Origin of the sequence: Nocardioides zeicaulis (genome assembly GCF_042432345.1) — a bacterium.
Classification (GTDB): Bacteria; Actinomycetota; Actinomycetes; order Propionibacteriales; family Nocardioidaceae; genus Nocardioides; species Nocardioides zeicaulis.
On record NZ_JBHLXH010000001.1, the window covers coordinates 541,056 to 555,107 of the forward strand.

Annotated in this window: 17 protein-coding genes; 8 read left to right on the plus strand and 9 right to left on the minus strand. The window is 73.6% G+C overall.

Features of this window, described 5'->3' with window-relative positions:
• The first annotated feature begins 3 nt into the window (after positions 1 to 3).
• Complete coding sequence (locus ACFFJG_RS02695) at positions 4 to 1,191, plus strand: winged helix DNA-binding domain-containing protein (protein ID WP_378517068.1); 1,188 nt, start codon at positions 4 to 6, stop codon at positions 1,189 to 1,191.
• 12 nt (positions 1,192 to 1,203) lie between these two features.
• On the opposite strand, the gene ACFFJG_RS02700 is transcribed toward ACFFJG_RS02695, so the two are convergent.
• Genes ACFFJG_RS02700 through ACFFJG_RS02720 form a run of 5 tightly spaced genes read right to left on the minus strand, consistent with a single transcriptional unit; the run spans position 1,204 to position 4,977 of the window.
• A complete protein-coding gene (locus ACFFJG_RS02700; RefSeq protein ID WP_378517069.1) occupies positions 1,204 to 2,403 on the minus strand; it encodes a sensor histidine kinase in 1,200 nt (399 codons plus the stop codon).
• Positions 2,400 to 2,972, minus strand: coding sequence for a PspA-associated protein PspAB (gene pspAB / locus ACFFJG_RS02705; protein WP_378517070.1), 573 nt, complete (start codon positions 2,970 to 2,972; stop codon positions 2,400 to 2,402). The genes ACFFJG_RS02700 and pspAB overlap by 4 nt, the downstream gene beginning before the upstream one ends.
• A 28-nt stretch (positions 2,973 to 3,000) precedes the next feature.
• Positions 3,001 to 3,900 carry a zinc metalloprotease HtpX gene (htpX, locus tag ACFFJG_RS02710; RefSeq protein WP_378517071.1) on the minus strand — a complete coding sequence of 300 codons (900 nt, stop codon included), beginning with the start codon at positions 3,898 to 3,900 and terminating at the stop codon, positions 3,001 to 3,003.
• 7 nt (positions 3,901 to 3,907) lie between these two features.
• Positions 3,908 to 4,186 carry a PspA-associated protein PspAA gene (gene pspAA, locus ACFFJG_RS02715; protein ID WP_378517072.1) on the minus strand — a complete coding sequence of 93 codons (279 nt, stop codon included), beginning with the start codon at positions 4,184 to 4,186 and terminating at the stop codon, positions 3,908 to 3,910.
• Complete coding sequence (locus ACFFJG_RS02720) at positions 4,183 to 4,977, minus strand: PspA/IM30 family protein (protein WP_378517073.1); 795 nt, start codon at positions 4,975 to 4,977, stop codon at positions 4,183 to 4,185. The genes pspAA and ACFFJG_RS02720 overlap by 4 nt, the downstream gene beginning before the upstream one ends.
• Positions 4,978 to 5,151: 174 nt before the next feature.
• Between ACFFJG_RS02720 and ACFFJG_RS02725 the strand changes: the two genes are divergently transcribed.
• The 5 genes from ACFFJG_RS02725 to ACFFJG_RS02745 all read left to right on the plus strand — a co-directional run bounded on the left by ACFFJG_RS02725 (position 5,152) and on the right by ACFFJG_RS02745 (position 7,687).
• Positions 5,152 to 5,745 (plus strand): DUF3043 domain-containing protein, encoded by a 594-nt coding sequence (locus tag ACFFJG_RS02725; RefSeq protein ID WP_378517074.1) that lies wholly within the window; start codon positions 5,152 to 5,154, stop codon positions 5,743 to 5,745.
• Positions 5,742 to 6,287, plus strand: a complete 546-nt coding sequence (locus ACFFJG_RS02730; RefSeq protein ID WP_378517075.1) for a GNAT family N-acetyltransferase — start codon at positions 5,742 to 5,744, stop codon at positions 6,285 to 6,287. The genes ACFFJG_RS02725 and ACFFJG_RS02730 overlap by 4 nt, the downstream gene beginning before the upstream one ends.
• Positions 6,288 to 6,404: 117 nt before the next feature.
• Complete coding sequence (locus ACFFJG_RS02735; RefSeq protein ID WP_378517076.1) at positions 6,405 to 6,632, plus strand: hypothetical protein; 228 nt, start codon at positions 6,405 to 6,407, stop codon at positions 6,630 to 6,632.
• 30 nt (positions 6,633 to 6,662) lie between these two features.
• Positions 6,663 to 7,391 carry an AzlC family ABC transporter permease gene (locus ACFFJG_RS02740; protein WP_378517077.1) on the plus strand — a complete coding sequence of 243 codons (729 nt, stop codon included), beginning with the start codon at positions 6,663 to 6,665 and terminating at the stop codon, positions 7,389 to 7,391.
• Positions 7,391 to 7,687 carry an AzlD domain-containing protein gene (locus ACFFJG_RS02745; protein ID WP_378517078.1) on the plus strand — a complete coding sequence of 99 codons (297 nt, stop codon included), beginning with the start codon at positions 7,391 to 7,393 and terminating at the stop codon, positions 7,685 to 7,687. Before ACFFJG_RS02740 ends, ACFFJG_RS02745 begins: the two co-directional genes overlap by 1 nt.
• Before the next feature lie 24 nt (positions 7,688 to 7,711).
• Here ACFFJG_RS02745 and ACFFJG_RS02750 read toward each other — a convergent pair whose 3' ends face one another.
• On the minus strand, positions 7,712 to 9,328 hold the full coding sequence (locus ACFFJG_RS02750) for a M4 family metallopeptidase (RefSeq protein ID WP_378517079.1): 1,617 nt from the start codon (positions 9,326 to 9,328) through the stop codon (positions 7,712 to 7,714).
• A gap of 95 nt (positions 9,329 to 9,423) precedes the next feature.
• Entirely contained in the window at positions 9,424 to 10,215 is a 792-nt protein-coding gene (dapB, locus tag ACFFJG_RS02755) for a 4-hydroxy-tetrahydrodipicolinate reductase (RefSeq protein WP_378517080.1), read from the minus strand.
• A 91-nt stretch (positions 10,216 to 10,306) separates the two neighbouring features.
• On the opposite strand from dapB, the gene ACFFJG_RS02760 reads away from it, so the two are divergent.
• Entirely contained in the window at positions 10,307 to 10,822 is a 516-nt protein-coding gene (locus ACFFJG_RS02760) for a class I SAM-dependent methyltransferase (protein ID WP_378517081.1), read from the plus strand.
• On the opposite strand, the gene ACFFJG_RS02765 is transcribed toward ACFFJG_RS02760, so the two are convergent.
• Positions 10,806 to 11,711 (minus strand): LysR family transcriptional regulator, encoded by a 906-nt coding sequence (locus ACFFJG_RS02765; protein WP_378517082.1) that lies wholly within the window; start codon positions 11,709 to 11,711, stop codon positions 10,806 to 10,808. The genes ACFFJG_RS02760 and ACFFJG_RS02765 overlap by 17 nt on opposite strands.
• A gap of 71 nt (positions 11,712 to 11,782) precedes the next feature.
• Here ACFFJG_RS02765 and ACFFJG_RS02770 point away from each other — a divergent pair, with 71 nt between their 5' ends.
• A complete protein-coding gene (locus ACFFJG_RS02770; RefSeq protein ID WP_378517083.1) occupies positions 11,783 to 12,709 on the plus strand; it encodes an EamA family transporter in 927 nt (308 codons plus the stop codon).
• Here ACFFJG_RS02770 and ACFFJG_RS02775 read toward each other — a convergent pair.
• Complete coding sequence (locus ACFFJG_RS02775; protein WP_378517084.1) at positions 12,666 to 13,985, minus strand: M16 family metallopeptidase; 1,320 nt, start codon at positions 13,983 to 13,985, stop codon at positions 12,666 to 12,668. The genes ACFFJG_RS02770 and ACFFJG_RS02775 overlap by 44 nt on opposite strands.
• Positions 13,986 to 14,052: the final 67 nt, after the last annotated feature.

The window sequence follows — 14,052 nt, forward strand, 5'->3', positions numbered from 1 at the left end:
GCGGTGGCCGTGCGGCACGTCACCGACGCGGAGCGGCGCAGCCGGATCGCCGTGCGCCATGCGCTCGCGCCGGCCCACCGCCTCGGCGACGTCGAGGCCGTCACGCGCGCGATGACCGTCCTGCACGCCACGGAGGCGGCCACCGTGCACCTCGCGGTCGCCGCACGCACCGAGGGCGTCGGACCCGAGGACGTCGACGCCGCCCTCCACGACTCCCGGCAGGTGGTCAAGCAGCTGGCGATGCGACGCACGCTGTTCGTCTTCCCCCGCGACCTGCTGCCTGCCGCGTGGGGCAGCGCGTCGGCCCGGGTGGCGACCGCGGAGCGCAAGCGCATCGCCAAGGCGATCGCGGGTGCGGGCATCGCCGACGACGGCGAGGCCTGGCTCGACGCCGCGTGTGACGCGACGCTCGCGCGGCTGGCGGCCGGTCCGGCCACGACGGCCGAGCTCCGGGCCGAGGTGCCGGAGCTGGCCGGGATGGTCGGGGGGACGACGGACAAGCCCTACGACCGGCCGACCCCGGTGGCGCCGTGGGTGCTGACCACCCTCGGCCTCGACGGGCGGGCGGTCCGCGGTCGCAACGCCGGGCACTGGCGCCTCAACAAGCCGACCTGGACGACGACGGCCGACTGGCTCGGCACCGTCCCCGAGCCGCTCGACGAGGCGGCCGGGTACGCCGAGCTGGTCGGGGCGTGGCTGCGCACCTTCGGTCCCGGGACGGTCGCCGACCTGCAGTGGTGGCTCGGCTCCACCAAGACCGCGGTGACCCGTGCGCTGGCCGACGTCGGGGCGGTCGAGGTCGTCCTCGACGACGGTGCGACCGGCTGGCTGCACCCGCTCGACACCGACGACGTCGGGCCGGTGGAGCCGTGGGCGGCGCTCCTGCCGACGCTCGACCCGACGGTGATGGGCTGGCGCGGTCGCGAGTTCTACCTCGACCCCGCCCACGTGCCGTACCTCTTCGACACCAACGGCAACGCCGGCACGACGGCCTGGTGGGACGGGCGGATCGTCGGTTGCTGGGTGCAGGACGACGAGGGCGTGGTGCGGCTCTCCCTGCTCGAGGACGTCGGTCCCGGCGGGCGGGCGGCGCTGGAGGTGGAGGCCGCGCGGCTGACCGCGTGGCTCGACGGCACCGTCATCGGCAACGTCTACGCCTCGCGACAGATGAAGCAGGCCCGCCTGCCCTGACCTGCAGGCCCGTCAGAGGCCCGGGAGCTCGAACCAGAACACCGATCCGCCGCCCTCGCGCGGGTCCACGCCGATCACGCCGCCGTGCGACTCGATGACGCGGCGGCACGTGGCCAGACCCAGGCCCGATCCCTCGACGGTCTTGTCGAGGCGGGCCAGGGGCGCGAAGACGCGCTCGCGCTTGTCGTCGGGGACGCCGCGGCCGCGGTCGCGGACCTCGATCCGCGGCAGGCCGTCGTCGGTCGTGGTGCCGACGACCTCGATGTCGGGCTCCTCGCCGGGCTCGGTGAACTTGGCGGCGTTGTCGACCAGGTTCATCAGGACGGCGCGCAGCTGCACCGCGTCGCCGCGCACGACCGGCAGGTCGCGGACCTCGACCGCGTCGCGCGACACCCGGCCGGCGACGTCGTCGAGGACCGTCTCCATCTCCACCGCGAGGTCGACCTCGTCGTCGCCGGGCACCGAGCCCTGGGAGGCGAACTCGAGGAGGTGGTTGATCATGTCGGTCATCCGGTCCACGCCGCGGCGCGCCCGGGCGACGGTGTCGACGAGGTAGGGGTCGGTCACGTCCATCTCCAGCGCCTCGAGCGAGAGCGATATGGAGGTGAGCGGGTTCTTCAGGTCGTGGGTCACCTGCCCGGCGAAGTGCGCCAGGCGCTCGTTGGACTGGCTGAGCCGCGCGTTGGCCTCGGTGAGGCGGCGGGAGGTCAGCTCGAGCTCGAGCACGTCGACGACGCGGTCAGCCAGCCTCGCGAGGCCGTCGGTGGACTCGGCGGTGACCGGGTGGGCCTCGTCGTCGAAGACGCACAGCGTGCCGATCACGACGCCCTCGGGGGTGCGCAGCGGGTGGGAGCCGTAGAACTTCACGTCGGCCAGCTCGCCGGTCGTCCACGGGTTGTCGGAGTACCGCGCGTCCAGGCTCGCGTCCTCGACCATGACCGGCTCGCCGCTGTCGACCACCGTGCGGCACATCGAGTCCCCGCGGGGCGAGTCCTGGCCGGTGAAGCCGGTCGTGGCCACCTGGTGCTGCAGGTTGCTGGTGAGCAGGTTGACCACGGCGTAGGGCACGCCCGCCACCTGGGCGGCGAGGTCGACCAGGGCGGTGAGCTCACGGCGTGGCTGGCCGTCGGTCGCGCGGTAGGCCCCGATCAGGCGGTCGCGACGCTGGTCGAGCTGCCGCTGCTCGGGGGTGCGGGTGTCGTCGGCGCTCACAGTCCCGGAGCCTTCCACACGGCAAGCCAGCGTTGCAGGTCGGGCTCCATCGGCAGCTCCTCCTCCAGGACGTCACGCACGGACAGCTCGAGCAGCGTGTCACGCTCCTGGTCCCCGCACGGTGCGAACGGGTAGAACGTGCCCTGCTTGTAGAGGTAGGTCAGCCCGAACCTTCGTCCGGCCCGGTCGACGAACGGCACCAGCGAGCAGAGCAGCCCGGCGGCGAAGCCGTGCTGCTCGAGCGTGGTGTTGACCGCGTGGAGGTCGGTGCACAGGCCGGCGACGTCGGACGGCTCGCCGGTGACCACCAGCCAGGTGAAACCGTAGCCGTCGAGCTCGACCCCGACCGCGGGTGCGTCGGCGTCCGCGCGCAGCAGCGCGACGACGTCGGCCTGCGCGTCGGCGAACCCGGCCCCCGCCGCCGGCCGGTAGCAGACGGACGCCTGCCCGGTGGGCGTGAAGCCGAGGGTCGTCTCCAGTGTCACGGCGGCGCTCGGCACGTGGAAGAGCGCGTCGAGGTCGTTGCGGGGCGCCCTCGAACGCCCGCGCACCACGTCCCAGAGCCCCATCAGCGCCTTCCCCGTCCCACCTGGCGCCTCAACCCGCCGGCCGGCTGAGCTCGGTCTGGATCCGGGCGAGCTGCTCGAGCCGTCGCCGGAGCGGCGGGTGGGTCGCGAGGAGCCCGCCCACCCCGCCGCTCAGCGCAGGGACGATGCACAGCGCGCTGGCCGCGCTCGCCGCACGGAGGTCGCGCCGCGGCGTGGCGGAGACCTCGCCGCTGATCCGCTGCAGGGCCGAGGCGAGGGCGGCGGGCTCGAGCGTCAGGTACGCACCCGCTCGGTCGGCGCTCAGCTCGCGGTAGCGCGACAGCAGGCGCAGCAGCAGGAAGCTCACGGCGTAGACCACCAGGCTCCCCAGGACCGCCACCAGGAGGAGCGGCAGCGCGCCCGCGCTGCGCGAGCGGCCCATCCCGCCCAGCTGGCCGAAGCGCGTCAGCAGGCCGGCCGTGATGCCGGCCGACGAGGCGACGGTCATGACCAGCACGTCGCGGTGGGCGACGTGGCTCAGCTCGTGGGCGAGAACCGCCTCGAGCTCACGGGCGTCGAGGACCTGCAGGATGCCGGTGGTCACGCACACCACGGACCGCTCGGGCGAGCGCCCGGTGGCGAACGCGTTGGGCACGGCCAGGTCGGCCACGCCCACGCGCGGCTTGGGCATGTCGGCGAGCGCGCAGAGCCGGTCGACCACGCCGTGCAGCTCCGGCGCCTCCTCGCGCGTGACCTCACGCGCCCGCATGGCCCGCATGGCGACCGTGTCAGAGCTCCACCACTGGTAGAACGCGATGCCGATCGCGATGGCGGCGATCAGCACGGAGTACCCGCGGAAGGCGAGCATCAGCACGACGACGAGCGCGACGAACAGCCCTCCGAGGAGGAACATCGTCAGGACCATCCGGGCGGTCAGCCCCGTGTCCCGGACGAAGCGCGACGTCGCCACGCGCGGGTCAGCCGGGGATCAGGCCGTCGTCGCCGAGCAGCCCGCGCACCTCGTCGAGCGTGGCGTCGGGGGGCGGCAGGATGAGGTCGGACTCGTCGAGGGACTCGGGGTCGTGGTGGGTGCCGCTGGAGCGCACCGCGGCCAGCAGCCCCTGGAGCGCCGTGCGGAACATGGCCTCGTCGCCGGCCTCGATCGCGGTCTCGATCTGGTTGTCCAGGCCGTTGAGGGCGTCGAGGGCGTGGTCGTCGAGGTCGTACTGGCCCTCCCCCATGATCCGCACGATCATGACGCGCCCTCGCCCGACTCGCGGCGCACCGGCTCCTCGGTGCTGCTCGAGAGGATGTCGCCGTCACCGGCCTCGAGGGCCTGGGGGGCGCTCGACGAGCCGGCCTTGAGCCGGGCCAGCTCGGCCTCGACGTCGGAGGTGGAGCTCAGGGCGTCGAGCTCGCGCGAGATGTCGTCGCCGGCGTTGAGGGAGGACGCGTCGTCGAGCGCGCCGGAGGCGAGCAGCTCGTCGATGGCCTGCCCGCGGGCCTGCATCTGCGCGGTCTTGTCCTCGGCCCGCTGGATCGCCAGTCCGACGTCGCCCATCTCCTCGCCGATGCCGGACATCGCCTCGCCGATGCGCGTCTGCGCCTCGGCGGCGGTGTAGGTGGCCTTGATGGTCTCCTTGCGCGTGCGGAACGCCTCGACCTTGGCCTGGAGGCGCTGCTGCGCGAGCACCAGCTTCTCCTCCTCGCCCTGCAGCGTGGCCTGCTGCTCCTTGAGGCTGGTGATCTGGGAGGCGAGGCCCGACTTGCGGGTGAGCGCCTCGCGGGCCAGGTCCTCGCGGCCGGCACCGATGGCCTTCTCGGCCTGGCCCTGGAGCTTGGCGGCCTGCTGCTCGAGCTGGTTGACCTGGAGCTCGACGCGCTTGCGGCTGGTGGCGACGTCGGCGACACCACGGCGCACCTTCGAGAGCAGCTCGAGCTGGCGCTGGTAGCTGTAGTCGAGGGTCTCGCGAGGGTCCTCGGCCCGGTCCAGGGCCGTGTTGGCCTTGGACCGGAAGATCAGGCTGATGCGCTTCATGAGACTCATCGGGTGCGGACCCTCTCTGGTCTGTCGTGTGGTTCGCCCGTGCTGACGTGCCCCCAACCCTAGGACCAAACCCAAGGCGGAGGTAGGGCATCGTGCCCGCGTCGGCGAGGCGGGACGGCGGCGCGACGGGCGATAGGCTGCAGCCAGCATCCGATCCACGTGAGGGCAGCCGCGTTGTTCCGTCGTTCCAGCTCCGAGTCCAGCTCCGAGTCGACCACCACCGTCACCGCCGACAAGGCGGGCGGCAAGGGACGTCCGACCCCGACCCGCAAGGAGGCGGAGGCGGCCGCCAGGGCCCGTGCCCGCGTGCCCCGCACCCGCAAGGAGCAGGCGGCCGCGCAGCGCTCCGCCCGGGGTGACACCTCACGCCAGATGCGCGAGGCGATGCGCACCGGCGACGAGAAGTTCCTGCCCGCCCGTGACCGCGGCCCCGTGCGACGCTTCATCCGCGACTACGTCGACGCGCGGTTCTCCTTCATCGAGCTCATGCTGCCGCTGCTGCTCGTCTCGCTGCTCCTGACCTCGAGCGGCAAGCAGACGCTGCTCCAGGTCGGCAACACCGTCATGTTCACCACCATCTTGGTGATCATCGTCGACGTGGTGATGCTGCGCTTCCGGCTGCGCCGCGAGCTCACCCGGCGCTTCCCCGAGCAGTCGCTCAAGGGCGCCACGTCCTACGCCGTGATGCGCTCGCTGCAGATGAAGTTCCTCCGCCTGCCCAAGGCGCAGGTCAAGATCGGGCAGAAGCTCCCCGAGACCTACCGATGAGCGGTCCTACCGCCGACGTGTCGGTCCGGGTCGCCTGGGCCGACGACGCCCCGGCGATCGCGGCGCTGCAGGTGCGGGCGTGGCCGGCGCTCTACGCCGACCTGCTGCCCGCCGAGGTGCTGCCCGATGACGTCGAGGCCGTGGCCGGTCAGTGGCACCAGCTGCTCTCGCGGCCCGCGGACGCTCGCGCGCGCGTGCTGGTGGCGCTCGAGCGCAACCGCGTCGTCGGCTTCGCCCTCACCTCCCCCGCCACCGACCCCGACGCCGACCCGGTCGCCGACGGCGAGCTCGCCGAGGTGACCCTCGACCCCGACGAGCGCGGCAAGGGGCACGGCTCCCGCCTGCTCCAGGCGGCCGTCGACACCCTCGCGGCCGACCGGTTCACGCGCGCCGTCACGTGGGTCAACGTCGGCGACGACACCCTGCGCACCTTCCTCACCGACGCCGGCTGGGCCGCCGACACGGCCCACCGCGAGCTCGACCTCGACGGCACCGGGGCCACCCGGGTCAAGCAGGTCCGGCTGCACACCGCGATCGGCTGAGGCCACTCCCGGGCGGGTCGGGCGAGGACCACACCAACGGGTGCTTGATTTTCGAGTGACGACCGTCACCATGGAGGGTGCCGGCTACTCTGCCGGCCCTGCACGGGGGTTCTGCACATGCTCGGTCCTCTTCCCGCTCTGCACCGGTTCCTCGTCGTCCTCGCCGTCGTCGCGGTGTTCCTCGGCCTCGGCGTCTGGCTGGGCGTGGACCCCGGCGTCTCGCTCGACCTGCGCGCCGGTGCGCTCGTCGGCACCGTGGCCGGCCTCGGCCTGGCGTTCGCGCTCGTGCACGACTTCCACCACCGCCAGGCGCGCCCCGTCCGCGTGCGCCGCCGCACGCACTGACCTCCGGCGCCACGCACTAGCCTCGCCCGGGTGAGCGACACCCCCCTCTCCCCCGACGCGCGTGCCGGGATCGTGCGCGACGGCCTGGCCGTCGGTATGGCCACGGGCGCGTACGGCGTCGGGTTCGGTGCGGTCGCCGTCGCCTCGGGGCTGAGCGTCGCGCAGACCTGCGTGCTGTCGCTGGTGATGTTCACCGGTGCCAGCCAGTTCGCCCTGGCCGGCGTCGTGGCGGCCGGCGGCGCGCCCCTGTCAGGTGCCGCGACGGCCCTCCTGCTCGGCACCCGCAACACCCTCTACGGCCTCCGCATGGCGCCGCTGCTGGGGTGGCGCGGCTGGCGGCGGGCCGCCGCCGCCCACGTGCTCATCGACGAGTCGACCGCCATGGCGGTCAACCGTGGCTCGACCGAGGCCGTGCGGCTGGGTTTCCTCACCACCGGCCTGTCGGTCTTCGTGCTGTGGAACGTCGCGACCGCCGTGGGCGCCTTCGCCGGCGAGGCGGTGGGCGACCCGCGCACCTTCGGGCTCGACGCGGCGGTCGGCGCCGCCTTCCTGGCCCTGCTGTGGCCGCGACTGGGGTCGCGGCGCAACGTGGTCGTCGGGCTGGCCGCGGCAGCCGTCGCGCTCGGCGTCGTGCCGGTGACCGCCGCAGGGGTGCCCGTGCTGGCAGCGGGCGGCGTCGCCGTGGTGGCGGGCGTCCTGGCCCGCGGACAGGACCCGAGTGGGGAGCCGGGCCCGGGCGGCACCGGGGGTCACAGCTGATGTGGGCCGCCGTCGTGCTCGCCGGGGTGGGCTGCTACCTGCTCAAGCTGGCGGGGCTCTCCCTCCCGGAGCGGGTGCTCGCCCACCCGACGGTGGAGCGGGTCGCCGACCTGATCCCGGTGGCGCTGCTCGCGGCGCTGGTGGCGGTGCAGGTCTTCGCCGACGGCCCGGCGCTGGTCCTCGACGCCCGCGCGCTGGCGCTGGCCTTCGCGGTCGTGGCGCTGCTGCTGCGCGCGCCCTTCCTCGTCGTGGTGGTGGGGGCGTCGGTCGTGGCGGCACTGGCCCGCCTCGTCTGACGCCCCCACCGGGCCGAGGTGCGGTCAGCCGACCGAGACCGCGCTCCAGGCCGCGCCCACAGCGGCGTACTGCGCGCTGGTGGCGCCGAAGAGGTCCTTCGCGGCGCTGAGGGTCGCGGTGCGGGCTCCGGCGTAGGTGGTGCCGGAGGTCATGTAGACCGTCAGCGCCCGGTACCAGATCCGCGCCGCGGCGTCGCGGCCGATGCCGGTGACCGTCGAGCCGTTGCAGGTCGCGCTGTCGTGCGCGACGCCGTTGATCGTCTTCGCGCCGCTGCCCTCGGCCAGCAGGTAGAAGAAGTGGTTGCCGATGCCCGAGGAGTAGTGCACGTCGACGTTCTTGGCCGCGCTGCTCCAGCAGTCGAGCGACGAGCCGTCCGAGGACGGCCGGTCCATGCGACGGAAGCCGACGTGGTCCTTCAGGTCGAACTGCTCGCCGATGAGGTAGTCGGCCGGGTCGTGGGGGTTGGCGGCGTAGAACTCGACCATCGTGCCGAAGATGTCGGACGTGGCCTCGTTGAGGCCACCCGACTCACCCGAGTACGTCAGGCCGGCCGAGTTCTCCGTGACTCCGTGGGACATCTCGTGGCCGGCGACGTCGAGGGAGACCAGCGGGCCGTAGCTGACCCCGTCGCCGTCGCCGTAGGTCATCTTGGTGCCGTCCCAGAACGCGTTGACGTAGTCCTGCCCGTAGTGGACCCGGTTGTAGGACCCCTTGCCGGTGCCGAAGATGCCGTTGCGGCCGTGGACGGCCTGGAAGTAGTCCCACGTCTCGTTGCTGCCGTACTGCGCGTCGGCGGCGGCCGTGGCGCGGTCGGTGCTCGAGCCGTTGCCGAAGGTCGTCGTGGTCGAGGTGACCTGCGTGCCCGTGGCGCAGCCCGAGCCGAGGAGCTGGCACAGGATCGAGTCCTCGGCGTTCTTCATGTCGGTCGTGTAGGTGCCGCCCCGGACGCCTGCATTCCTGAGCTGGTACGTCGATCCCGACGGCGTCACGCTCAGCGGGACCGTGCCGCTGTAGAGGGTCTGGCCCTGCCCGTCGACGGTGACGACCTGCTCCTCGGCACGGATCACCTGCCCGGTCCGCGCGTCGACGTAGGTCGCGAGCCGCGAGGGGGTGCCGTCGGCCTGCGTGCCGCCCGTGACGACCTCCCAGGCGAGCCGCGGAGCCGTCCCGGTCGCGTCGACGACGAGCTCCCTGCTCTGCGCCGTGTCGTCGCCGGTCACCGCGCGGGTCAGGGCGCCGCGTGCCAGCACGGTGCGGGTCGCGGCGGCGCGGGTGACGGCGGCCTCGGTGCCGAGGGTCAGCGGCGCCGCGAGGGTCTGGCTGACGCCGTCCCACCCCTGCTGCGCGTCGCGGTGCACCACGAGGTCGCCGCCGACGACCCGCAGCCCGTCGAGGGTGCGGTCGAACCGCACGTGGCTGCTGCCGTCGGGGTCGACGACCGTGGTGCGGGCCACGAACCGCTGACCGGCGGCGTCACGGGCCGCCCCCGGGTGCTGCTGCAGCGCGGCGAGGGCGTCGGTGACGACGTCGGCGCGGGCGGCGGGGGTGCCGCCGGTGGCACTGGTCGCGGCCGTCATCGGCAGCGCGGCTGCCGTGGCGGCGGCGACGGCGAGCGCGGCGAGTCCTGCGGTTCTGCGCATGGGTGTACCTCCAGTGGGGAGCCGGACCCCCGAGTGGGTCTCGGTCACACCACGCCAACGAGCGGGGTCGCCCCGGGGTCACGCCCCGTTGCGGGTCAGCCGAGGTCGAGCAGCTCCTCGAGCCCGACGGTGAGGCCCGGACGGCCGCTGATCCGGCGCACCCCCAGCAGCGCACCGGGGGCGAAGGAGACCCGGTCGAGCGAGTCGTGGCGGATGGTCAGCGTCTCCCCCGGCGCCCCGAGCACGACCTCCTGGTGCGCGACCAGCCCGCGCACGCGCAGGCTGTGCACCCGTACGCCGTCGACGTCGGCGCCGCGCGCCCCCTCCGGGCCCGACGAGGTGGCGTCGGGCATCGGCGGGCACCCGGCCTCGCGGCGCGCCTCGGCGACCAGGCGGGCGGTGCGGGCGGCGGTGCCGGACGGGGCGTCGGCCTTGTCGGGGTGGTGCAGCTCGACCACCTCGACCGACTCGAAGAAGCGGGCCGCCTGCGCGGCGAAGCGCATCATCAAGATCGCGCCGACGGAGAAGTTGGGGGCGACCAGCACGCCGGTCCCGGGCGAGGCGTCGAGCCACTCCTGCAGCTGCGCGAGCCGGGCGTCGTCGAACCCCGTGGTGCCCACGACCGCGTGGATGCCGTGCTCGACGCAGAAGCGGAGGTGGTCCATCACGACGTCGGGGTGGGTCACGTCGACCACCACCTGGACGCCGGCGCGGACCAGCTCCTCGACGTCGTCGCCGGAGCCGACGCGGGCGGCGAGCTCGAGGTCGTCGGCGGCCTCGACGGCGCGGCACACCTCGCTGCCCAGCCTGCCGTGGGCGCCCAGGACGCCGACCCGGGTGGGGCCGGCGGCGTCGGTCTCGGGCTCGGGTCGCTCGGAGGTGCTCACGGGCGCCAACCTATCGCCGTACGTCGCGTGGTCGGTGACGACAGGGTGGCGGTGGCTGACGGGCAGACCCGCGTCTGGCAGGCTGGTGCCCATGCCGATCTCGACCATCCCGCCGCGCATCAAGTGGGCCGTCGACCTCATGGACGTCCAGCCGGGCGACCAGGTCCTGGAGATCGGCTGCGGTCCCGGCGCCGGCGCGGAGGCGATCTGCGCCCGCCTCGAGACCGGCAAGCTGTTCGCGATCGACCGCTCGGAGTCGGGCGTCGACCGCACCAAGCGCCGCAACCAGCAGCACGTCGACTCCGGGCGCCTCGTGGTGCGCCAGATCGACCTGGCGACCCTGCGGGTGCCGGTGAAGCGGCTCAACAAGGTCTTCGCCTTCAACGTCAACCTGTTCTGGGTGCGGGAGTGCGACGACGAGATCGCCCTGCTCCACGAGCGGGTCGTGCCGGGCGGCGCCGTCTACCTCTTCTACGAGGCCGCGCGTCCCGAGCTGGTGCCCAACATCGTCAAGAAGGCTTCCGAGAACCTCCTGCGCGGCGGCTTCCGGGTCAGCGTCGTGGAGCAGAAGGCTCCCCCGGTCATCGGGCTCATCGCCCGCCGCTGACCGCGAAGCCGGCGGCCACCTCGACGAGCGCCTCCAGCACCCGGCGCACGGCCAGGCGTCGCGCCCGGTCGGGACGCAGGATCGCGCAGACGTGGCGACCCGACGTCACCCCGGTCAGCGGGCGCAGCACGACCTCCTCGCCCGCGGGCGCGGTGAAGCGCGGCAGCACGGCGACGTGCTCCCCTGCCGCGACCAGCGCCTCGACCAGGCGGTTGTCGCGCACCCGCTGGCGCACCTCGACGCGGCGACCGGTGGCCTCCTCGACCGCGAGCCTGACGTCGTCGAACGGGTAGCCCAGAGGCACGCCGATCCACGGCCACGCGACCACGTCCTCGGGCGTCACGGTGGCCCGGGTGGCCAGCGGATGACCCGCGGCCATGGCGATGTCGAGCGGCTCGCGGACGAGCTGGTGCACCAGCAGGCCGTCGTCGCGCACGGTCGCGCGGGTGAGGCTGTGCGCGATGACGATGTCGTGGTCGACGGCCCGCCCGGCGTAGGCCGCCTCCGCGATGTCCACGTCGGTGCACACGACCTCGATCGGCTCGTCCGCGAGCGCCCGCAGCACCCCGGGCAGCAGGAACGTGGCGGCGCTCGGGAGCGCGGCGACCGAGACCGTGCCCGCCGCCGTGCCGTGGAACTCCTCCCACCGCGCCTGCGCCTCGGAGAGCGCGACGGCGACGTCGCGGCCGGCGGCGGCCAGCACCTTCCCGGCGTCGGTCAGCCGCACCCCGCGCCCGTGGGGCTCGACGAGCGCCGCCCCGAACGACCGTTCCGCGGTCCGCAGCTGCTGCGAGACCGCCGACGGGGTGCGGTGGGTCGCAGCGGCGACCGCCGTGACGCTGCCCCGGGCGTCGAGCTCCCGCAGCAGGTCGAGGTGCCGTACGTCCATGTAGCCAGCCTACTTAGTCACCGTAGGAAGTTTCGCTTGTCCTTCAGGACCACACCGTCGACAGTGGTCGCATGCCCACCCGCCACCGGCTGCTCGCAGCCCTCGTCGCCGCCTGCTGGGGCCTCAACTTCCTCGCGATCGACGCCTCCCTCCAGCTCTTCCCGCCGTTCTTCCTGGTGGCGCTGCGCTTCGCGCTGATCGCCGTGCCGACGGTGCTCCTCGTGCCGTTCCCACGGGTGCCGCTGCGGTGGCTGGTCGGCTACGGGCTCGGGTTCGGCACGTTCCAGTTCCTGTTCCTCTACTGGGGCATGGCAGCCGGCATGCCGGTCGGGCTGTCGTCGCTCGTCCTGCAGGCGTCCGCGCCCTTCACCGTCGTGCTCGCGGGCGTGCTGCTGCGCCACCCGCTGACGCTCCGCGCCGGGTCCGGCGTCGCGGTCGCGGTCGTCGGCCTCGCCGTGGTGGGCTGGCAGCGCCTGGACGGGCCGGCGGCGTTCTGGCCGTTCGTCCTGGTGCTCGCCGGTGGTCTCTCGTGGGCCATCGGCAACCTGTGCTCGGCTCAGGCCAGGGCCCCGGAGCCCCTCCACCTCACCCTGTGGATGTCGGTGGTCCCGGTCGTGCCGATGCTCGCCCTCTCGCTCCTGGTCGAGGGACCGTCCCGCATCGCGGGCTCCCTCACCTCGTGGGGCTCCCCCGACGCGCCGTCCGCGCTTGCCGGCCTGGCGTACACCGTGCTGGTCGGCACGGTGCTCGGCTCGGGCATCTGGACCTGGCTGCTGGCGCGCCACCCTGCCGGCACGGTGGCGCCGTTCTCGATGCTGGTGCCCGTGGTCGGGATGAGCGCCGCCTGGCTGGTGCTCGGCGAGGGGATCGGCACCGGCGAGGCCGTCGGGGCCGTGCTCGTCGTCGCGGGCGTGCTGGTCGCGACGCGGCCGGCCCGACGTCCCCTGCCGGAGGTCAGGCCGTCGGACCCACGACCGCGAGCAGCTCAGGCTGCGTGAAGAGGTCGCGGGCCAGCTCGGTGACGTCGGCGAGCGTCACGGCCTCGATGCGTCGTACGACCTCGTCGATGCTGAGCAGCTCGTCGAAGACGAGCTCGGCCTTGCCGATGCGTGACATCCGCGAGCCGGAGTCCTCGAGCCCGAGCACGAGGCCGCCCTTGAGCTGGCCCTTGCCGCGCTCGAGCTCGTCGGCGGTGATGCCCTCCGCCGCGACCTTCGCGAGCTCGGCACGCACCGTCTCCAGGACGGCGTCGTACTTGCTGGGCAGGCAGCCCACCGACACGCCCACCAGGCCGGCGTCGGCGTGGTGGGTGGCGAAGGAGTAGACCGAGTACGCCAGCCCCCGGTGCTCGCGGACCTCCTGGAAGAGGCGCGACGAGGTGCCACCACCGAGCGCGGTGTTGAGCACGCCCAGGGTGTAGCGCCGCGGGTCGGTGCGGGTCAGGCCCTTGACCCCGAGGACCAGGTTGACCTGTTCCTGGGGGCGCACCGTCCGGGACTCGCCGGGGTGCACCCGGCGCGCCTTCTCGGACTGGTTGGTCGGGGCCGGGTCGGCGTCGGTGTCGAGGAAGCCGCCGCGCCCGAAGGCCGCGACGACCTGGCGCACGACGGCCGTGTGGTCGACGTTGCCGGCGACCGAGACGACCATGTTGTCGGGGCGGTAGTGGCGGCGGTAGAAGCGGTGGATCTGCGCGCGCGTCATCGCGGTGATCGACGCCTCGGTGCCGGCGATGGGCCGTCCCAGGGGGGTCTCGCCCCACGCCTGGGTGGCGAAGAGGTTGTGCACGACGTCGTCGGGGTCGTCGTCGTGCATGGCGATCTCGTCGAGGATGACGTCGCGCTCGGCCTCGACGTCGGCCTCGGTGAGGGTCGAGGCGGTGACCATGTCGCCGAGGACGTCAACGGCCGTGGCGAGGTCCTCGTCGAGGACCCGCGCGTGGAAGACCGTGTACTCCTTGGTGGTGAAGGCGTTGAACTCACCGCCCACCGCGTCGAGGGCCACCGAGATGTCCATCGCGGACCGTTCCGGCGTTCCCTTGAAGAGCAGGTGCTCGAGGAAGTGCGAGCAGCCGTGGAGCGTCGGCGACTCGTCGCGCGAGCCCACGTTGACCCACACGCCGATGCTCGCCGAGCGGGAGCCGGCCATCTGCTCGGTCACGATCCGCAGCCCGCTCGGCAGCACCGTGCGCCGCACGCGGGAGGTGACGGTGCCGTCGTCGTCCTTGACGGTCTGGAGGGTGCGGGTGGTGCCGTTGCGGGCGCCGTTGTTGGCCACGGGGGGTCCTTCCGGTGGAGCAGGGTGCTGCGGGGTGCTGCAGGTCGTCGAACGCCACGACCGGCCG